This window comes from Sporosarcina sp. GTC18466 (assembly GCF_055389225.1).
This window is the reverse complement of the sequence record NZ_AP044037.1, coordinates 1,758,465-1,778,841: the sequence shown is the minus strand read 5'-3', so window position 1 is coordinate 1,778,841 and position 20,377 is coordinate 1,758,465. Positions and strand designations below refer to the sequence as shown.

The following is a 20,377-nucleotide window of genomic DNA, read 5'->3' as shown; positions in this document are numbered from 1 at the left end:
AGATAGGGGTTGATGTCATTCATTTGTAAAAAAAGAAAGGCGCCGCTCATGCTGGAGGGACTGATGGCGGCGGTCCAGCGGCTGCCTGTGCATCATGAGGCATACCCGGCCGCCTCAGCCAAACTGGCCGCTGGAAGAGCTGGCTACGGCGGCGAACAGGAGCTGGACAAAGTGCTGGAAGCCTATCAGCTGCCAATGGAGCATCGCATCTTCCACGACTTGTCGCTGTATTCCCATACCCACTTCCAAATCGATTCCCTTTTCGTCACCCCATGGTACGCCGTTGTCTTCGAAGTGAAGAACATCTCCGGCGAACTCACCGTCCTGCACAACCCTCCCCAGTTGATCAGGACGAACGAAAGCGGGCAAGTCGCCGGCTTCAAAAGCCCGATTGCCCAGCTCGACAACAACTGCGAACTGCTCCGCGACTGGCTGCATGCCCGGCATATGGCGCTGCCTGTATATGGCGCGGTCGTCCTTGCATACCCCAAGCAGCGCATCACTCTTCCTGATTCCAACACCCGATTTCTGTTTCCTAGTAATGTGCCAAGCTATCTGCGTTCTCTGCCGCGGGAGGACACGCCCTTTCTGGAAAGGCATGAGCTGGACGCCTTCTCAGCCGAACTGCTCCGCGGGCATCGCGACTATATCCCTGCGCCGATTAGTGAGATGTATAGCATTGCGAGACGTGACATCCGGCCGGGTGTGGCTTGTCCGGAATGCGGGCGGCTGGGGATGGAATGGTATCTAAAAGGGTGGAAATGTCCTGCCTGCCTCTGTACAAGTCGTACTGCACACCACCAGGCAATCCGTGATTGGTTTCTTTTGTTTGGCGGCAAGATGAGAAATCGGGATTGTCGAGAGTTCTTAGGGATAGAACGGCAGCAAACTGCCCACCGTCTGTTAACAGCAATGGATTTGAAAAGAGAGGGAGCCAATCGGAATAGAACATACACCTTGGTTTTGGGTGAGGGAAAGCACACATGATTGTTTGTGTGCTTTTTTAGTGTCTATATTGTAGTCAAGCGGTGATAAATTCAGTTTAGCCGGTGATAAAGTGAGGTTACCCGGTGATAAGAGTGATCTAGGCGGTGATAACTGGCGTCTACCCGGTGATAACCAAGGATGGATGTGTGGAGAGCTATCACGCTGCGGCATTATCGAGCCAACAGGCGGGGGAAACCGTCTGAATTGTAGCCAAGCGGTGATAAATTCAGTTCAGCCGGTGATAAAGTGAGGTTACCCGGTGATAAGAGTGATCTAGGCGGTGATAACTGGCGTCTACCCGGTGATAACTGGCGTCTACCCGGTGATAAAGCCGCCCCGCGCGTGCATGCCCACCCCGCCCCACATTTCCGCTATACTATCCCTATAGACAAGGGGGACGGGCTGATGGAGATGAAGATTTTCATAGTGGAGGACGATGAGGCGATCTACAATTCACTGCGGGAGCGGCTTATGCAGTGGTCGCTGAAGGCGGTGCGGCCGGAGGATTTCCATGATGTGATGGGGGCGTTCATCGAGGAGGCGCCGCAGCTGGTGATCCTTGATGTGCAGCTGCCGGCGTTTGACGGGTTCCATTGGTGCCGCGAAATCCGCGCGGTCTCAAAGGTGCCGATCATCTTCCTGTCATCGCGGGATCATCCGCTGGATATGGTGATGGCGATGCAGCTCGGGGCGGATGATTATGTGCAGAAGCCGTTTCACCTCGATGTGCTGCTTGCGAAGATCCAGGCGATGCTGCGGCGGACGTATGCGTATGGGGAAGAGGCGGCGGATGTGCTGGAGTGGAACGGGGCAGTGCTCGACTTGAAGCGTGGCGTTATCCGGCGCGAGGGAACGGATGTCGAGCTGACGAAGAACGAGTTCTTCATTCTCACGGTGCTCGTGGAACTGAAGGATACGATCGTCTCCCGCGATGAATTGATCCGCAAGCTTTGGGACGACTCGCATTTCGTGAATGACAACACATTGACGGTGAACATCACGCGACTGCGGCAGAAACTCACAGAGATCGGCCTCGGGGACGCCATCGTGACGAAGAAGGGGCTCGGGTATATGGCGGTGACGGTATGAGTTCGTTATTTGCAGGGTATGTCAAAGACCGCGTCAGCTGGATTCTGCTGTTCCTCGTCAGTCTTGCCCTCACCGACGCGCTCATCTGGCTCGACAAAGGGCTCAGCTTGTCGCCCGCTTCACTCCTTTACTTGAACGGACTGCTGCTCATACTGTTCGCCGGCTTCTTCGCCTGGCGATACCGAGCGGAGACGGCTTATGTGCGTGCGCTCCGAACCATCCAAGAAAATCTCACGGCGGACTGGCAGGAGTCTCTCCCGCAGCCGAGTTTCGAAAGTGAGCGTCTTGTGAATGAAGTGCTTCGCGATGCCGCTGACTCAAATGCCGCGAAGCTATCCGATCAGCGCTCGCTCAGTATGATGGAAGCCGACTATATGGCGTCATGGGTGCATGAGATGAAGGCGCCGCTCACCGCAATGAAATTGACAATTGACGCACACCGGAGCGATCCCCGGATGCGCAGGCTGGAGTCGGACTGGCTGCGGCTGCATCTGCTGCTCGAGCAGCAATTGTACATGTCGCGCTTGCCGGCGATGGAGGCGGATTTTGTCATTGAACGGACAAGCCTTGCGGAACTGGCGATGGAGGAAGTTCGTGAACTCGCGTCGTGGTGCCTGGAAAAGAATATCGCCGTCGAAATCGATGGGACAGGTGATGCGCTGACAGACCGGAAATGGAGCCGATTCCTTATCCGCCAGCTCCTGACGAACGCTGTGAAATACAGTCCGCCAGACGGTATGATTACGATTGCCGTCAAACCGGATACAGCGGGGCGGATGACGATGTCCGTCCAGGATGAAGGTCCTGGAATTCCTTCCCATGAGCTGCCGCGGATCTTCGACAAAGGCTTCACGGGCGGTACCGGGCGCTTGCATAACGCAGCGACGGGTCTCGGGTTGTACCTGGCGAGACGGATCGCGGAGACGATGAATATCCGCATCCAAGCGGAAACCGAAGAGGGTATCGGTACCCGCATGGTTCTCGTGTTTCCGCATGAAAATGAATTTGACATGACCCGAACATGACGACATTGTCACATTGCACCCCTGTTTTGTCATGAACTTCGAACGACCCGTGCGCCGCTCCGGGTGTACGATGAGGGTACGAAAAAACAGGGAGGCTACTATAAATGGAACGAAAAACAGTGCTGCACGCGGAAAATGTCCGCAAATCATTCGGGACGCGCGGGAATGTGCAACAAGTATTGAAAGGGATCGATCTCCGGGTGATGGAAGGGGAATTCGTCGGAATCATGGGTTCGTCGGGTGCCGGAAAGACGACGCTTCTTAACGTTCTCGCGACCATCGACCGGACGACGGAAGGCTCCATCCGGATCGGCGACGCAGATATTTCGAAGATGAAAGACCGGGAGCTGTCTGCATTCCGCCGCGACCAGCTCGGGTTCATTTTCCAAGATTACAACTTGCTCGATACGCTGACGGTGAAGGAGAACATCCTGCTGCCCGTCTCGCTCGGCAAGATGCACAAGCGCGTGGCGGAGGACCAGTTCAAAAGCATCGCGGGCATTTTGGGGATCCAGGACCTTGCGGATAAATACCCACACGAATTGTCGGGTGGTCAGAAGCAGCGGACATCCGCCGCGCGGGCGCTCATCAACAAGCCATCCCTCGTCTTTGCGGATGAACCGACAGGCGCGCTTGATTCAAAATCGGCATCCGCTTTGCTTGGGACGCTTGAAGATGTCAACGAGCAGCGAGGCGTCACGATCATGATGGTGACACATGATCCGGTCGCGTCGAGCTACTGCAGCCGCGTCGTCTTTTTGAAAGACGGGAAGCTATACACCGAACTGTACCGCGGCGATAAGACGAGACAGGCCTTCTTCCAGGAAATCCTGAAAGTGCAAGGCGTGCTCGGGGGTGACAGTGTTGACGCTCTTTGATCTCGCGCTGCGCAGCATGCGGAAAAACATCAAACATTACTATCTATACTTTTTCGCTCTCATTTTCAGCGTCGTCCTCTACTTCGTGTTTGCGACGCTCCAGCATGATTCGGCGATCATGGACGCGACCGGCGCATCGGCCAATATGGCGTCCTCCTTCAAGGCGGCAGGCATACTGCTGATCTTTATCGCGGGTATTTTTATCGTCTATGCAAACTCGATCTTCCTGAACAGACGGAGCCGGGAAATCGGACTGTATCAGCTGATCGGCTTAACCAAAGGGGCTGTCGCGCGCCTTCTGTTCATGGAAAACATCGTTCTCGGCGCAGGCGCTTTGCTGTCCGGCATCCTGATCGGCATGGCAGTATCCCGGCTGTTCCTTCTGCTCTTCATGAAGCTGGTCGGCTTCGAAGGTGACATCACCCTCAGCTTTTCGGCAAGCGCAGTCGTGCAGACAGCAATCGTCTTTGCGGTGCTTCTTCTGCTCACAACCGTGCAGATGATCTTCAAAGTGCGCCGCAGCACACTGCTCGGCTTGTTCAATGCGGAAAAGGCGGGCGAGCAGCCGAAGAAGCCGAAGACCGGCATCTCCGCCCTGCTTGCCGTGCTGGGTGTCGGACTCATCCTCTTCGGCTATTGGCTCTCCGGCCGGATGCTGAATGAGCTGCTGTTTGTCAACATGCTTGTCGTCCTTGCATCGACCATCCTCGGAACATACTTGGTGTTCCGCGTGACGATCGGTTATGCGCTCTACCGCATGCGGACAGGGAAAAAAGGGCATCTTGGCCTGACTGGCAGCCTGTCGATCGCGCCGCTCATGCACCGGATGAAAGGCAACGCGAACTCGCTGACAATCATTGCGGTCATGTCTGCGGTCACCCTGGCGATGATTGCGGGTGCCTACTCGCTTTATTATTCAACGGAGAAAGATACGCAGAAGATCATGCCGTTCTTCATGACGGTGGATGCTTTGAATGACCAGGAGATGCAGCAGTTCTCCGCATACGAAAAAGCGCTGGATGAGAAGGGCATCGGCTATTCTGCGCATCCGCTCAATATGCTTCACATGAATGGGACGATCGACAGTGGCGATTTGAACCTTCTCATGGCAGGCAGCATCAACGAATGGGGCACGATGATCATGAACCGCTCCGAATTGGATGCCGCCGGATTCCATGAACAGGACGGAGCTGCCGTTCTTCACGATGCTTCACTTGAATGGATGCTCCGGGACATCCAAACGCCGTTCCCGATTAGACTCACATCGGACGGGGGGAAATCTGCGGAAGTTCAAGTGGAAGCGATGGGCAACGGGAATGCCCTCAATTTCCCTGCGCCGGGCATGCAGCTCGTAGTGGAAGAAGGAGTGTTCGCGGACCTTGCGGAGAGCCTGGATGGATCAGCTGTACCCATGCAATTCACAGCGCTTGTACTGGATGAGAAGCATGACATGGCCGCTGCCTCCGCCTTGCGGCAAGAGCTGCGCTTCGAGCAACTGCCGCGTGATTACTACGCAGAGTACAGGCGCTCGATGCAAGACAACGGCCTGCTTATCTTCATCGCCGGCTTCCTCGGCCTTGTGTTCCTGATCTCAACGGGCAGCATCCTGTACTTCAAGCAGATGACGGAAGCCGAGCAGGAGAAGCGCAGCTACCGAACATTACGCCAGCTTGGTTTCACCGTGCCTGAGATCATGAAAGGCGTCACGCGCAAGCAGCTGTTTGTCTTCGGCCTGCCGCTCCTTGTCGGCCTGGCCCACTCGATTTTCGCCGTAAAAGCCGCGTCGTTCATCTTCATCTCAGACATCAAACTGCCCACCGCCATCGCGATGGGCGTGTACATCCTCATCTACCTGGTATTCGCCGTCTTGACCATCGGCTACTACCGGAGAACGGTGAATGAAGCACTATGATAGAAGGAACGGGCCGAGGGGAACTATCCTCTCGGCTTTTTCATTTGTATCAGCCAGGAAAGCCCGAATTGTAGCCGAGCGGTGATAAATTGACGCTACCCGGTGATAAAGTGCGTTTACCCGGTGATAAACCCTGGCTAGCCGGTGATAACCGCTGATTACCCGGTGATAACTGACGCCCACCCGGTGATAACTGCGCCAAAAGCGTCTTCCCCCTAGATCCTTCCATTGATGCCACCGTCTCAAAATGATAAACTTCTTTAATCAAGTAACGCAGTAATTCGCAAGATGATGTATGAAACGGGGCTGTCCGGGTAAAGACCTAGTGTATGTATTTAGTTAGAAGGGGAGTGGATCATGTGAAGGTGCTCGAGTGGCTGGTTGGACCAGCGAATAATTTCATTTGGACGTACATATTGATCGGATTCTTATTGTTGATCGGGTTTTATTTCACCTTCCGGACGAAGTTTGTGCAGTTCCGGCTGTTTGGCGAGATGTTCCGGCTGATTACGGAGAAGAAGGACAGCAATGATGGCGTGTCGGCGTTCCAGGCGTTCACGATCAGTGCAGCGTCGCGTGTCGGTACGGGGAATGTGACGGGGGTCGCGCTTGCGATCGGCATCGGCGGTCCCGGGGCGGTGTTCTGGATGTGGGTCATCGCGATCATCGGTATGGCGACGGCATTCGTTGAGAGTACGCTGGCGCAAGTGTACAAGGTGCGCGACGGCGACACGTTCCGCGGCGGACCGGCGTATTACATGCAGAAGGCGCTTGGCATGCGGAAGCTCGGAATCGTATTCGCGATTTTGCTGACGCTCTGCTTTGGATTCATCTTCAATGCAGTGCAGTCCAACACGATCAGCCAGTCATTCCATGATGTGTTCAATATTCCGTTCTGGCTTGTCGGGCTGCTCCTTGTCGTCTTGACGGCCATCATCATTTTCGGCGGCGTGAAGCGGATTGTCAAAGTGACGCAGGCGATTGTGCCGGTCATGGCGGTGTTCTATCTGCTCATCGCGTTGTTCGTGCTGATCGTCAATATCAAGGAAATTCCAGGCATGATCGCGCTAATCTTTGAGCATGCGTTCGGCATTAAGGAGATGGCGGGCGGCGGTATCGGCGCTGCAATGATGCAAGGCGTGCGGCGCGGGCTGTTCTCGAACGAAGCCGGTATGGGTAGTGTGCCGAACGCGGCGGCGACGGCGAATGTGTCGCATCCCGCGAAGCAGGGTCTTGTTCAGAGTCTCGGCGTGTTCTTCGATACGATCATCATCTGTTCGGCGACGGCGTTCATCATCATTCTGGCGGGCCTCTATGACAAAGGGGAGGAGAGCGGTATCCTGTTGACACAATCCTCATTTGCCGAGCATGTCGGCTCATGGGCGCCGTATTTTGTCGCGATCGCAATCCTGTTCTTCGCCTTCAGCTCCATCATAGGCAATTACTATTATGGCGAGACGAACATCGAATTCATCAATGCCCATAAAGCATGGATGTCGGTCTACCGGATCCTGGTGCTTGCGATGGTCATGTTCGGCGCGATGGCGAAGGTGCAGGTCGTCTGGGATATGGCGGATCTGTTCATGGGCTTGATGGCCGTGCTCAACCTTGCAGTCATCCTTGTCCTTGGCCGGGTCGCCTTCAAGGTGCTGGATGACTTCACGAGGCAGCGCAAAGCCGGCAAGAATCCTGTTTTCAAAGCGAAATCCGTGCCGGGCCTAAAAGGGGCGGAGTGCTGGGAGGATGAACGGCGGTAACTGAAATGTATATACACCAAAAGCATTCCACTATTCGGAATGCTTTTTTAATGGTTGTTTTCTTAGAATAACTATAAAAAGGGCTAGGTCTTCCGATATAAAAAGTATATGGACTTTTGGGAGGTTACACCTATTGAAGAAGCAAAAGAGCATCGCGCGGAAGCTCTCCGCAATCATCATCGGCCTATTTGTTGTGCTGTTCGTCATCTATGCCGCCGCGACCAGCACGATTCTGCGTGCCAGCAGCATTGATGATGCCGAAGACTTCGCGATGGAGAACACGCGCTACAACGCGACGCTGTTAAGTGAGCGTTTTAACAAGACGAATGAAATGCTGCGGACGACGAAACGCATGTTTGAGACATTGAGCGCAAGCGGCGACCTGACGCCTGACGAAGTGATCAGCGTCATTACAGCCAATCTGAAAGGGAATGAAGACGCCATCGGCATGGCGGCCGTTTTCGAGAAAGGCTCAATTCCCTTGGACGGCTTGTCCCGCAACAGCCTGACCGACGCGGCTGACCGGTTCATCCCCTATTTGTATGAGACCGATTCGACCGTGGAAGTCGAAGCACTCAGCGGATATGAGAGCGAGGGCGAAGGGGATTGGTATTTGATTCCGAAAAATGAAAAGCGGGCTGTCATGACGGAACCGTATGATTATGATTTAGGCGGCACGACAATCCAGATGACGACGATTTCGGTGCCGCTGATTGACGGATCAGGCCAGTTCTTTGGCGTCTTGACGACGGATATTTCGATCGACTTCATGAATGATCTGACGCAGACGATCAAACCGGATGGCGGCTATGCGGCAATCATCACGGATCGCGGAGTTGTCACCGCCAACAGCATCAAACCGGGAATGAACGGGTCCAATATGAAAGACGCCATCGACTGGCAGCCGGTGAAAGAGAAGATCGACAGCCACGAGATCGGCACACTGTATGTCAATTCCCAGAGTCTCGGGGAGCTGTCATTCAACGCGATTGCACCGATTTCGATGACCGATATAGATGAGGTATGGGCCGTGCAAACTGTATTGCCGCAGTCGCAAATCCTATCTACATTCAATACGATCCTCTGGACGACCATCATCGCTGGCCTCGTCATGATTGCGGTCATGGCCGGTGTGACGGGCTGGTTCATCTACAGGCAGCTGAAGCCCCTGTCGGTGATCAAGTCTTCGATCGAGCAGGCCGCTTCCGGCGATATGACCGATTACGTGGACGCCCGGTATTTGAAGAACGATGAAATCGGAGCAGTCGCTAGCGCCTACAACGATATGCTGCGCCAGACGAACGAAGCGCTGCATGCGGTGAAAGGCTCCTCCGCGGAACTGAATGAGTCGTCTGGCCGCGTCCATCATGCATTCGAAGAGATTGTGGCATCCAGCGAGGAAGTGTCGCTGGCGACGAACGAAATTGCGCAAGGCGCTTCCAAGCAGTCGGAAGATACCGAGGAGACGAGCCGGATCATGGCAGATCTCGCGGAACAGATCAACGAACTGTCGTGCCTCGCTGAAAACATGGATGAGCTGTCCCGGATGACGGTCGAGTCGACGGAGAACGGCATGCATGAAATTGCGACGCTGCGGAATCACAATGAGTCCGCGAACGAGATGAATGCCAAGGTGCAGGCCCAGATGGATGCCTTGTCGAACCGCATCGAAGCGATCAACCAAGTGATTACATCGATCCACGACATCACCGCGCAGACGAATTTGCTTGCGCTGAACGCAAGCATTGAAGCGGCGCGCGCCGGGGAGCATGGCAAAGGTTTCGCGGTCGTTGCGGAAGAGGTGCGGAAACTTGCTGAGCAGTCGCGCGTCGAGACGGAAGTGATCCAGCAGACCGTCAGCGAAATCCTGGAAGAGTCCAGGCAGACTGTCGCTGTCGTCGAATCGAACCTCAAGACACGGGAAGGCATCAATGCATCGTTCACAAGCACGGAAGAGGCATTCGAGCAGAACGCGGAGCTGACCGGCAAAATGAGCAAGGCAATCGCCAAGCTGAATGAAGAGCTTACGCAAATGCTGACGAACAAAGATGAAGCGATGATGTCCATCCAAAGCGTCTCCGCTGTTTCGGAAGAGACCGCTGCCTCCGCCGAGCAGGTGAGCGCATCCTCTGTCGCCCAGCAGACGGAACTCGAACGTGTCGCGGATTCCACGACACGCATGAAGAATATTGCAAATGAACTCCAGGAGATCGTCGACCGCTTCACTTTGCAAGCGGACTGACGACGAAGAGCCTGCCCATCAACTGACGGGCAGGCTCTTTTTCACATCTCTTCAGGCGCCTGCATGCCGAGCAGCCGCATTGATTCGGCGAGCACGGTCGCGACCGCTTCGACCAATGCCAGCCGGAACGATTGGTTGGCGGAATCGGACAAGATATGGACATTGCCATAGAAGGAATTGAATGACTGGGCGAGGTCGATCGCAAATCGGGCGACGATGGATGGATCGAGCTCTGATGCAGCCCGGCCGATTGCTTGCGGAAATTGTTCAAGCTGCTTAACGATCTCCCACTCCAGGTCATTGACACCTTCTGCTTGGAAATTACCTTTTGTGCCTGCTTTTCGCAAAATCGAGTGGGCACGCGCGCATGTATACTGCAAATAAGGTCCCGTCTCGCCTTCCGTCTGCAGCATTTTGGCAAGATCGAACTCGATGTCATGCTTGCGGTGCTGCTTCAGGTCGCTGAACAGGATCGCACCGACGCCGACTGCTTTTGCCACATGCTCCTTGTCGGCGAGATTCGGGTTTTTCGCCTCGATGTTTTGCTTCGCTAGCTCGATTGCCTCGTTCAGCACTTCTTCCAGTAAGACGATCTTCCCTTTCCGCGTCGACATCTTCTTGCCGTCTTTCAGGATCAGGCCAAACGGTACATGTTCGATCGCATCCGCCCATTCATAGCCCATCTTGCCGAGCACTTGCTTCAACTGTGTAAAATGAAGGCTCTGCTCGTTGCCGACGACATAGATCGATTTGACGAAGTCATACGTGCGCTTCCGGTCGATCGCAGCGGCGAGATCCCGCGTTGCATACAGTGTGGCGCCGTCCGACTTGGTGATCAGGCAGGGCGGCATCGAATCGCCGAGATCCACGACGCGGGCGCCATCTGATTCGGACAGCAGATCTTTCTCTTCCAGCTCTTCGACGACCGGCCCCATTTTGTCATTGTAGTACGCTTCGCCGTTATACGAATCAAACGATACGCCGAGGAGCTCATAGATCCGCTGGAATTCCTTCAGCGACTCCTCCTTGAACCATTTCCACAGCGCAAGAGCCTCCGCATCTCCATCTTCCAGCGACTTGAAAGCGGCACGGCCTTCATCGTTCAAGGACGGATCTGTTTCCGCTTCTTCATGGAACTGGATGTACAGCTTGAGCAGCGTCTCGATCGGCGCCTGCTCGACCTCTGCCTGGCTGCCCCATTTCCGGTAAGCAGTCAGCAGCTTGCCGAACTGCGTGCCCCAGTCACCAATGTAATTGATCTTCACGGGGCGGTAGCCGGTCTTTTCGAGCAATAAAGCGATTGAGTTCCCGATGATCGTCGAGCGCAAATGGCCCATTGAAAATGGCTTCGCGATATTCGGCGACGACATATCGATCGTGACAACGCCCCCATTGCCGATATTTGCCGACCCGAAGCCGTCTTGCTTACTCAGGATCTCTTCAATAACCGGTTCTGCCATCTGCCCTCGGTTTAGAAACAAGTTCACATAGCCCCCAGCCGCCTCTGCTTTCTGGATGGCAGGGTGCTTCACACTAGCTGCAATTTCCTGTGCGATTAAAGCGGGAGACTTGCGCAGCTCCTTTGCGAAGGGAAAACAGGGCAGCGCGAAATCGCCCATCTCTGCGTGCTGCGGCCGTTCAATCATCTGCTCTGAGACAGCGACCGGGCAAACCGGCGCCAGCGCTTCGACAATCATCTTTTTCATTCCGACATCCTCCTCCGAAATACAAAAAAGCTCCCGTCTCAATTCAATGAGACGGAAGCTCGTTCCGCGGTACCACTCAAATTGCCCCTTGCTTGAAGAGGCCGTCTTCCTCCTAACGGCGAGACACCGGCTTTTCCTACTGCAGTTCGAAAAAGCATCTCGGAAGTGCGTTTCATGCATCCATTTCCGCCAGGCTTCCACCATCCCCGGCTCGCTATCAGGAAAGAAAGAGCATTACTCTCTTCGTCAACGATATTGAGACTGAGTGTAGCAAAGGGGGAGGCCGGATGTCAATGGGCAAATGCCTCATCAGTTTCCCCGCAGCCTGCTTACCCTTCGATCAACCCTTTTTCAATGAGGAATTCCTTTGCGACCCGTTCCACCATCATGCCGTCGTTATCGACTTTGGCATTCATCTTCTGCATGGCCTCTTCGTCAATCTGGCCTTCCAGCTGCCGCAGGATGCCTTCGACTTCCGGATATTCCTCCAATGTCTCCTTCCGGACGAGCGGGAGGGCGTGATACGGAGGGAAATAGGACTTGTCATCTTCAAGGACGCGCAAATCGAATTCCTGAAGCTGCCCGTCTGTCGTGTAGGAATTGATGACATCCACTTCATCCGCGTTGATGGAGCGATACATGATCCCGTGATCCATTCCTTTGACGTTCTTGAACTTCAGTCCATACTCTTTCTGGAAACCGGGAAGTCCATCGGGACGGTCGATGAATTCAAAGACGGCGCCAAGCCTGAAATCCTGTGAGTGCTTTGCAAAATCGCTGAACGTCACCACGCCCAGTTCCTCGGCTTTCGATTCGTCGAGCGCGAGCGTATAGGTGTTGTTGAAGCCGAATGTATTGAAGGCGATCACTCCGTCACCGTCTACGAGCTCTCTTGTCAGGGCCAGTGTCTCATCTGCGTCGCCCGGCTCCTCATGATAGTAATTGACGACAATGGTTCCCGTGTAGTCCGGGACGACGTCGATCAATCCATTTTTCACCGCATTCCAGACAACATTCGATCCTCCAAGATTCTCTTTGTACATGACGTTGATGTCGGATTTCTGCTCAATCAATTCCCCCATGATATGGGATAGGATGATACTCTCTGTATTGTTGCGGGATCCTAACACTAAAGAGTCCTTCTCGTTGAAGATGCAGCCGGACAGCAGGACCATCGCCATGCCGAGGGTCAGGAAGAACAGGATGGTTTTCCTCATTCCGTTTTCAGCCCTTTCGGCGTCGTCCAGCGTTCCACGGAACTGAAGAACACCTCGAGCAAGATTGCGAGCAATGCAGCCGGGATGGCGCCGAGCAGGATCAACCCGTCAATGCCGCGTGTGATGCCGAGGAAGATGAAGTCCCCGAGCCCGCCAGCACCGATGAAAGCTGCCAGTGTCGCATTACCGACGTTGATGACGGCAGCAGTCCGGATGCCGGCCATGATGACCGGGATGGCGAGCGGCAATTCCACTTTGAACAGGATTTGCGCACTGGTCATTCCCATCCCTTTGGCCGCCTCCCGCGTTGCCGGGTCGACGTCACTGATCCCCGCGTACGTGTTGCGGGCGATCGGCAGCAGCGAATAGAGGAAAAGAGCGGCGATGGCTGTTTTGACGCCGATCCCGAAAATAGGGATCATGAAGCCGAGCAGGGCGAGGCTCGGAATCGTCTGCATGACTCCGGTCCCTCCAAGCACGATGGTGCGCAGTTGCGGGACCCTTGTAACAAGGATGCCTAGAAAGACGCCCAGGACGATGGCGATCAGCATAGAGAAGAACACGAGCTGGATATGCACGGACGTCGCCTCCAGCACTTCCTTCCAGCGCATTTGGGACTGATCCACCAATTGGCTCCAGATGGACATGTTATTCATATGGCGACCACCTCTGCTTCCGTCCATTGGCTGGAGAGGGCGGATAATAAGGATCCGCGTGTCACAAGTCCTGTCACTCGCTGATTCTCATCAACGACAGGCAAGAGGCCGAACGGCGATTCTTCCATCATGATGATTGCATCTTTGGCGGAAGAAGTGGTCTGCAAGTAATGATTCACTGGCAGCATGACCTCTTCAATCATTTGGATGGATGCCATTTTTTTGATGACATCGTAGGCAGACACGATGCCGAGCAATTCCTTTTCTTCATTCACGATGATGAGATCGGTAATCTTCTTTTGACGGATATGGTTGATCGCTTTTTCAGGAGAAGATTGGGGAAGAGCCGTGATGACCGACTCCGACATGATATCCTGGACCGGCATCAGTTCTGGGTTCTGGATGATCCGGTGTTTCCCGATGAATTCTTCGACGAAGCCGTGGGCGGGTTCATGAAGCAGCTTTTCTGGAGTGTCCAACTGAAGTAGCTTTCCGTCTTTCATAATGGCGATCCGGTCGCCCATTTTGAGTGCCTCATCCATGTCATGCGTTACGAAAATGATCGTCTTATTCAATTTTTTATGCAGTGAAATAAGTTCTCCCTGCAATTGTTCTCTAGTAATGGGATCGAGCGCACTGAAGGGCTCATCCATCAAGATGATGTCCGGGTTCGAAGCAAGGGCGCGTGCAATGCCGACCCGCTGCTGCTGGCCTCCGGAGAGTTCTTTCGGATAGCGTCCCGCATAAACGGCAGGGTCCAGTCCGACCAAGTTCAGAAGTTCCTTCACCCGGGCTTTGATTGCCGCTGGGTCCCATCCATTCAGCTGGGGAACCGTCGCAATGTTTTTTTCAATCGTATAGTGCGGAAACAAGCCGATCTGCTGGATGACATATCCAATGCTCCGCCGCAGCTCCGACGCTACATATGAATTATTGTCTTTCCCGTCAATCAGAATAGTCCCGCTTGTATGCGGTTGCATCCGATTGATCATTTTCATCGTTGTTGACTTTCCTGAACCACTCGGTCCGATGAGTACAAGCAGTTCACCTTTCGCAATCTCAAGACTGATCGAATCGACCGCCTTGAAACCGTCTTCATACACCTTGCTGACATTCTGAAACGTAAGCATACATACCTCCTAATATTTTTCATGATATTTTTTGCCGATAAATCAGAGTGAAAAAATCAAATATCGGCAAAAAAAGTAAGACATTCCGGTTTCCGAAAAGTCCGGAAGCCGTGTCTCTATTTACTAGTATACCATATTCAGTGAAAGATGCAGCTATTCTTCTGAATTTCATGAATTGCACCCGTGTGGTGATAAATTCAATCTACCCGGTGATAAACTCTTCCCAGCCGGTGATAAAGCAGCTTTATCCGGTGATAAACTCCTTCTAAGCGGTGATAAACAGGCTCCAGGCGGTGATAACCTCTCTACGCCGTTTTCCCGCCACTCTCCTGGGTATGCTACAAGTAGAGAGGAGTGACAGGAATGTCGAAGAAAATGAGGGCGGCGATCGGGGAACATGGACTGCCGCTGGATGAAACGTCGCTCGCTAAAGTGGTCCAAGCGGCTTCGGATGCGGAAGTGGTGATGATCGGCGAGGCGACGCACGGGACGAAAGAGTTCTACGAAATCCGGGCGGAGCTTTCGAAACGGCTGATCGAGGAACATGGTTTCACCGCTGTTGCCGTGGAAGGCGACTGGCCGGCCGCCGAAGAGGTCAACCGGTATGTGAAAGGGTATGGCGACGGCGGTTCCGCGCGGGACGTGCTGCAAGAGTCGTTTAACCGCTGGCCGGAGTGGATGTGGCGGAACATGACGGTCGCGAATTTTGTCGAATGGATGAAAGACTACAACAAAACTGCGAGGCAAAAAGCCGGTTTCTATGGCATTGATATGTATAGTCTGTACGAATCCATCGATGAACTGCTCGGCTTCCTTTCAGAAAATCCGCAGTACGGAGCCGACCTGGATCTTGCGAAAAAAGCGTTCTCCTGTTTCGAGCCATACAACCGGATGCCGGAACACTATGCCTTATCGACGGCCCATTTCACGGATGAGTGCATCGGGGAAGTGTCCAAACTGCTGTCATCCATCCGGGGGAATGAAGAAAGGTATGGAAGCGAACACGAGGCAGACCTGAATGTGGTCATGAATGCACTGGTCGCTAAAAATGCGGAGGCGTATTATCGGGAGATGCTTCAGGATGACGCCGTCTCTTGGAATACCCGTGACCTTCATATGGTCGAAGCGATCAAGGAACTCAAAAACTATCATAACGGCGCAAAATTGATCGTTTGGGAGCATAACACCCATATCGGTGATGCGTCCGCAACGTCCATGAAGGATGAAGGCATGATCAATGTGGGTCAGCTGATCCGGGAGCAGTATGGCAAGGACAAAACGTACGCAATCGGATTCGGAACATACGAAGGGGAAGTCATTGCAGGGGAAAGCTGGGACGCGCAGTTTGAGCGGATGACGATCCCGCCCGCCAGGCTGAATACATGGGAAGGGCAGATGCATGCGGCGGGAGCGGAGGATAAGGTTCTGCTGTTCACAGATGAAAACCGGCAACTGTTCAATGAATGGATTGGGCACCGGGCGATCGGCGTCGTCTATAATCCGGAGTTTGAAGCGTATGGGAATTTCGTCCCATCAAAAGTCGGCAGCCGGTATGATTCATTCATTTTTATCGACCGGTCTTCCGCACTTGAACCGTTTTGATGGCCGTGTCGAAAGATAGAATATTATGTGTTGGGCCGTCTTTATTCACACCGTGATGGCAAAGTCCTATAATGGAAGTAGCGAGCGGCCGTTCCGACGGCCGCTTTTTCCATTCCCTGATTTTCAGGTCGAAAAACTTGACAACGTAATTTAATCTTTTAGCCCCTAGACGATTAGAACACAACATGTTAGGGTAGTAAGAGTACATAAGACACTATATGTAGTGTTAGCCCGCCAGGCGGCTCAATGCAGCTTGATGGCGGAGATGAGTGGATTTGAACCCCTGCAAGCTCTGTATAATACCCAATTATCCATGAGACCCTGCGATCGCCCTCTATCAATAAGGGCATCGCTATTATAATAAATTCCACGAGAGGAGCCATGAGGCATGACGTTGATTCGTGAAAAAACGACAGTAAATGACATTGTAGGACGATTGAAGGAGGAATTCGGTGAAAGCAGGATTGCTCCGCTTCTTGAAGCGAGTGCAAAATGGCAGGAGCGCAACCCGGAAGGCAGCAAGGAGAGCTGGACGAAAGCGATGATCCTTGAGGCACTCAGCCAGATTGACGAAGCATCGACGCATTGGACATTTGTCGCTTCCCGCATTTATCTTGATTCCGTATATGAGCAGCAGCGCTCCATCCGCGGCAAGGAAGTGTATACGGATTTCGCAGGTCACGTTCATCGCCTTGTCGGCGAAGGCCTCTACACGGCGGACCTTATCGATGCATATTCGAAAGAAGACTTGGACGCAATCGGTGCTCTACTTGAGCCGGAGCGGGACAAGCTGTTTACATATATCGGCCTGAAGACGCTCATGGACCGCTATGCGGCAATTGATTTTAATAAAAACGCGGTGGAGCTCCCGCAGGAACGCTGGCTCATCATCGCGATGACGCTCATGCAGAAGGAAACGGAGAACCGCATCGGCAAAATCGCTGAAGCCTACTGGGCGATGAGCAATCTCTATATGACGGTCGCGACACCGACGCTTGCGAACGCTGGGAAGCCGCACGGACAGCTGTCCAGCTGCTTCATCGATACGGTCGATGACTCGCTGCAAGGCATCTACAACAGCAACACGGACATCGCGAACTTGTCGAAATACGGCGGCGGCATCGGCGTCTATATGGGCAAGGTCCGCTCCCGCGGCTCCTCGATCCGTGGTTTCAAAGGCGCGTCAAGCGGCGTCCTTCCATGGATCAAACAGCTGAACAACACAGCGGTCAGCGTCGACCAGCTCGGCCAGCGCCAAGGCGCAATCGCGGTGTATCTTGATGTCTGGCATAAAGACATCTTCACGTTCCTAGACCTGAAGCTGAACAATGGGGATGACCGGCTTCGTGCACACGACATTTTCACAGGCGTCTGCCTGCCGGATCTGTTCATGGAGCAAGTGGAAGCGCGCGGCGACTGGCACTTGTTCGATCCTCACGAGGTTCGTACGGTTCTCGGCTATTCATTGGAAGATTTCTATGATGAATCCAAAGGGAACGGTTCATTCCGCGAGAAATACGAGGAGTGCACAAACCACCCTGAAATTACAAAAGAGACGGTCCCGGCGATCGAGATCATGAAGCGAATCATGCGCAGCCAGCTTGAGACTGGCACGCCATTCATGTTCTACCGCGACGAAGTGAACCGGAAGAACCCGAATAAGCATGAAGGTCTTATCTATTCAAGTAACCTCTGTTCAGAAATCATGCAAAACATGAGCCCGACGCAGTTCGAATCGGTCTCACTAGAAGACGATCTCGTCGTCACTCGCACGAAGCCGGGCGATTTCGTCGTCTGTAACTTGTCGTCCATCAACCTCGGACGCGCAGTTCCGGCGGATGTGCTGGAGCGTTTGATCAAAATCCAGGTGCGTATGCTCGACAATGTTATCGAGCTCAATAAAATCCCGGTCGTCCAGGCGCAGCGGACGAACTCCCGCTACCGGGGAATTGGCCTCGGCACATTCGGCTGGCATCACCTGCTCGCACTGAAGAACATCCAGTGGGAGTCCGATGAAGCTGTCACGTATGCGGACAAGCTATATGAAAAGATTGCATTCCTGACGATCCAATCTTCCATGGAGCTTGCGAAAGAGAAAGGCGCGTTCCCGCTGTTCGAAGGGTCCGACTGGCAGAACGGCAACTACTTTGAAGTGCGCGGCTACGAGTCGGATGCGTGGCATGAACTGCGCAAAGAAGTGGGCGAGAACGGCATCCGGAACGGATATCTGATGGCGGTTGCACCGAACAGCTCGACATCGGTCATCGCGGGATCCACCGCTTCGATCGATCCGGTCTTCAAGCCGTTCTACCATGAAGAGAAGAAAGACTACAAGCTGCCGGTCGTCGCGCCGGATCTTGATCACAATACGTACGATGTGTACCGCCGTTCCGCGTATATCGTCGACCAGCGCTGGTCGATCAAACAGAACGCGGCGCGCCAGAAACATATCGACCAATCGATTTCATTCAATATTTATGTACCGAATAATATCCGTGCTTCCGTTCTGCTCGACCTCCATATGAAAGCGTGGGAATCCGGCATGAAGACGACGTATTATACGCGTTCGACCGCATCGGACATCGAGGAATGTGAATGGTGTCATTCCTGATCGCCTACGCATCATGGAGCGGTAACACGGAGGAAGTAGCGGAATTGATTCAAGAAAACCTGGAGAGGGCAGGGGTCCGGACGGCCATGCACCGGATCGGCCTCGGCCCGGTGCCGGATCCACGCGAGTTTGACGCCATGCTCGTCGGCACCTTTACATGGGATAAGGGAGCCACGCCGGACGAAGTGAAGGATTTCGTATTGGACGTCGGCTACAAACCGGACGACGTCTATGTGTTCGGTACGGGAGATACGCAGTTTGGTGGAGACGATCTGTTCTGCCATGCTGCGGTCAAGCTCGCCCGGTTCTATGCATCGAATTATCCGCCGCTCAAGATTGAACAGAGTCCGCGCGGCACCCAGGAAACGAACGTTATCGAATGGACGAAAGGAGTCTATGAACATTGGTTACACTTACACGAGTTAAAGTGCTGAATCCAGCAAACCCGAACAAGGCGACAGCGATTTTTGGCGGCAAGGCGAGCGGCATCCTGAACTGGAACGACCTCGCGCACCCGCATTTCTATACACTCCGGCAGCGGATCCGTTCGCTGTTCTGGACGGCGAATGAAGTCGACATGACACAGGACGTGAAGCAGTTTGCGAACCTCTCGAAAGCCGAGCAGGACGCATTCCTGAAAATCATCGGCCTCCTCGCGACACTCGACGGCCCGCAAACGGTCGTGGCGATGAAGATCGCCGATTTCGCAACGGACCCGTCCGTCAAATCGATCATGGCGACAATCGCGGACCAGGAAAGCGAGCATAATCATAGCTACGCGTACGTCCTATCGTCCGTGACGACGCTCGACAAGCAGAACGCTGCATTCGAGATGGGCCGTTCCGATGAAGTGCTCATGAAGCGCAACGAGCGTATCGTCGACATCTACAATGAATTCGCGGAAAACCCGACAATTGAGACAGTGCTCAAGGCGATGGTCTATACGACGCTGCTCGAAGGCCTCTTCTTCTACAGCGGTTTCGCGTTCTTTTACAACTTGGCGCGCCACCAGAAGATGGTCGGCACATCGACGATGATCTCATACATCAACCGGGACGAGCTCCAGCACGGAAAAGCGATCAGCGATATCTTCCGCGCAGCGCTTGCGGAGAATCCGGAATACAACACCGAAGAATTCACCGAGTGGATCTACGACCAATTCCGCCACTCCGTCGAGCAGGAAATCATCTGGAGCCGCTATGTCCTCGGCGACATCGATGGCATCGACCTCGACGAGATGGCAGGTTACGTGAAATACCGGGCGAACAAAATGCTCCGCATGCTCGGCCTCAGCGAAATCTATCCGGAGTTCACCGACAACCCGATGAAATGGATCCGCGCGTACGTCGACAACTTCGACGACACGAAAACAGACTTCTTCGAACAGACCTCCCGTCAGTACACGAAGACGAGCGATTTGAACGGGTTTGATGATTTGTAAGTAATGTGTGGCGAACTTAATAAAAGGCCATCCAGAATCAGTGGTAATTGATTCTGGATGGCCTTTTTGTATTATGTAGAATGGTTGTTTACTGCTATCAAGACAGTACTCTATTCTTTATTTG

Annotated in this window: 15 protein-coding genes and 1 other annotated feature; of the genes, 11 read left to right on the top strand and 4 right to left on the bottom strand. The window is 53.7% G+C overall.

Annotation, left to right across the window (positions count from 1 at the left end; translation table 11 throughout):
* Positions 1-12 precede the first annotated feature (12 nt).
* From ACZ5FK_RS08555 to ACZ5FK_RS08525, 7 genes are all read left to right on the top strand, one after another.
* Complete coding sequence (locus tag ACZ5FK_RS08555; protein WP_464804510.1) at positions 13-987, top strand: nuclease-related domain-containing protein; 975 nt, start codon at positions 13-15, stop codon at positions 985-987.
* Positions 988-1,398: 411 nt separating this feature from the next.
* A complete protein-coding gene (locus ACZ5FK_RS08550) occupies positions 1,399-2,076 on the top strand; it encodes a response regulator (protein WP_464807405.1) in 678 nt (225 codons plus the stop codon).
* On the top strand, positions 2,073-3,101 hold the full coding sequence (locus tag ACZ5FK_RS08545) for a sensor histidine kinase (RefSeq protein WP_464804509.1): 1,029 nt from the start codon (positions 2,073-2,075) through the stop codon (positions 3,099-3,101). The genes ACZ5FK_RS08550 and ACZ5FK_RS08545 overlap by 4 nt, the downstream gene beginning before the upstream one ends.
* 104 nt (positions 3,102-3,205) lie before the next feature.
* The gene (locus ACZ5FK_RS08540) at positions 3,206-3,979 is read left to right on the top strand and encodes an ABC transporter ATP-binding protein (protein ID WP_464804508.1); all 774 of its coding nucleotides are present in this window, start codon (positions 3,206-3,208) and stop codon (positions 3,977-3,979) included.
* Complete coding sequence (locus ACZ5FK_RS08535) at positions 3,963-5,891, top strand: FtsX-like permease family protein (RefSeq protein ID WP_464807404.1); 1,929 nt, start codon at positions 3,963-3,965, stop codon at positions 5,889-5,891. The genes ACZ5FK_RS08540 and ACZ5FK_RS08535 overlap by 17 nt, the downstream gene beginning before the upstream one ends.
* A gap of 359 nt (positions 5,892-6,250) precedes the next feature.
* Positions 6,251-7,648, top strand: coding sequence for an alanine/glycine:cation symporter family protein (locus ACZ5FK_RS08530; protein ID WP_464807403.1), 1,398 nt, complete (start codon positions 6,251-6,253; stop codon positions 7,646-7,648).
* Between the two features lie 133 nt (positions 7,649-7,781).
* Positions 7,782-9,890: a methyl-accepting chemotaxis protein gene (locus tag ACZ5FK_RS08525; protein WP_464804507.1), complete on the top strand. Its 2,109-nt coding sequence runs from the start codon at positions 7,782-7,784 to the stop codon at positions 9,888-9,890.
* A 41-nt stretch (positions 9,891-9,931) separates the two neighbouring features.
* Here the strand turns inward: ACZ5FK_RS08525 and argS are convergent, their stop codons facing one another.
* The 4 genes from argS to ACZ5FK_RS08505 form a co-directional block, all read right to left on the bottom strand.
* Positions 9,932-11,596 carry an arginine--tRNA ligase gene (argS, locus tag ACZ5FK_RS08520; protein WP_464804506.1) on the bottom strand — a complete coding sequence of 555 codons (1,665 nt, stop codon included), beginning with the start codon at positions 11,594-11,596 and terminating at the stop codon, positions 9,932-9,934.
* Between the two features lie 44 nt (positions 11,597-11,640).
* Positions 11,641-11,855, bottom strand: a binding site (T-box leader).
* 70 nt (positions 11,856-11,925) lie between these two features.
* A complete protein-coding gene (locus ACZ5FK_RS08515) occupies positions 11,926-12,813 on the bottom strand; it encodes a glycine betaine ABC transporter substrate-binding protein (RefSeq protein WP_464804505.1) in 888 nt (295 codons plus the stop codon).
* Complete coding sequence (locus tag ACZ5FK_RS08510) at positions 12,810-13,469, bottom strand: ABC transporter permease (RefSeq protein ID WP_464804504.1); 660 nt, start codon at positions 13,467-13,469, stop codon at positions 12,810-12,812. Before ACZ5FK_RS08510 ends, ACZ5FK_RS08515 begins: the two co-directional genes overlap by 4 nt.
* Positions 13,466-14,599, bottom strand: coding sequence for a betaine/proline/choline family ABC transporter ATP-binding protein (locus tag ACZ5FK_RS08505; RefSeq protein ID WP_464804503.1), 1,134 nt, complete (start codon positions 14,597-14,599; stop codon positions 13,466-13,468). The genes ACZ5FK_RS08510 and ACZ5FK_RS08505 overlap by 4 nt, the downstream gene beginning before the upstream one ends.
* 363 nt (positions 14,600-14,962) lie before the next feature.
* Here ACZ5FK_RS08505 and ACZ5FK_RS08500 point away from each other — a divergent pair, with 363 nt between their 5' ends.
* The 4 genes from ACZ5FK_RS08500 (at position 14,963) to ACZ5FK_RS08485 (ending at position 20,253) form a co-directional block, all read left to right on the top strand.
* Positions 14,963-16,201, top strand: a complete 1,239-nt coding sequence (locus tag ACZ5FK_RS08500) for an erythromycin esterase family protein (RefSeq protein WP_464804502.1) — start codon at positions 14,963-14,965, stop codon at positions 16,199-16,201.
* Positions 16,202-16,589: 388 nt separating this feature from the next.
* The gene (locus ACZ5FK_RS08495; protein ID WP_464804501.1) at positions 16,590-18,812 is read left to right on the top strand and encodes a ribonucleoside-diphosphate reductase subunit alpha; all 2,223 of its coding nucleotides are present in this window, start codon (positions 16,590-16,592) and stop codon (positions 18,810-18,812) included.
* Entirely contained in the window at positions 18,797-19,246 is a 450-nt protein-coding gene (locus tag ACZ5FK_RS08490; RefSeq protein WP_464804500.1) for a flavodoxin, read from the top strand. Before ACZ5FK_RS08495 ends, ACZ5FK_RS08490 begins: the two co-directional genes overlap by 16 nt.
* Entirely contained in the window at positions 19,216-20,253 is a 1,038-nt protein-coding gene (locus tag ACZ5FK_RS08485) for a ribonucleotide-diphosphate reductase subunit beta (protein ID WP_464804499.1), read from the top strand. The genes ACZ5FK_RS08490 and ACZ5FK_RS08485 overlap by 31 nt, the downstream gene beginning before the upstream one ends.
* Positions 20,254-20,377 lie beyond the last annotated feature (124 nt).

Bases quoted from the DNA above. Each gene is read 5' to 3' on its own strand.
- ACZ5FK_RS08555 (WP_464804510.1), top strand. From the start codon at position 13: ATGTCATTCATTTGTAAAAAAAGAAAGGCGCCGCTCATGCTGGAGGGA.
- ACZ5FK_RS08550 (WP_464807405.1), top strand. From the start codon at position 1,399: ATGAAGATTTTCATAGTGGAGGACGATGAGGCGATCTACAATTCACTG.
- ACZ5FK_RS08545 (WP_464804509.1), top strand. From the start codon at position 2,073: ATGAGTTCGTTATTTGCAGGGTATGTCAAAGACCGCGTCAGCTGGATT.
- ACZ5FK_RS08540 (WP_464804508.1), top strand. From the start codon at position 3,206: ATGGAACGAAAAACAGTGCTGCACGCGGAAAATGTCCGCAAATCATTC.
- argS (WP_464804506.1), bottom strand. From the start codon at position 11,596: ATGAAAAAGATGATTGTCGAAGCGCTGGCGCCGGTTTGCCCGGTCGCT.
- ACZ5FK_RS08515 (WP_464804505.1), bottom strand. From the start codon at position 12,813: ATGAGGAAAACCATCCTGTTCTTCCTGACCCTCGGCATGGCGATGGTC.
- ACZ5FK_RS08510 (WP_464804504.1), bottom strand. From the start codon at position 13,469: ATGAATAACATGTCCATCTGGAGCCAATTGGTGGATCAGTCCCAAATG.
- ACZ5FK_RS08505 (WP_464804503.1), bottom strand. From the start codon at position 14,599: ATGCTTACGTTTCAGAATGTCAGCAAGGTGTATGAAGACGGTTTCAAG.
- ACZ5FK_RS08500 (WP_464804502.1), top strand. From the start codon at position 14,963: ATGTCGAAGAAAATGAGGGCGGCGATCGGGGAACATGGACTGCCGCTG.
- ACZ5FK_RS08495 (WP_464804501.1), top strand. From the start codon at position 16,590: ATGACGTTGATTCGTGAAAAAACGACAGTAAATGACATTGTAGGACGA.
- ACZ5FK_RS08490 (WP_464804500.1), top strand. From the start codon at position 18,797: ATGGTGTCATTCCTGATCGCCTACGCATCATGGAGCGGTAACACGGAG.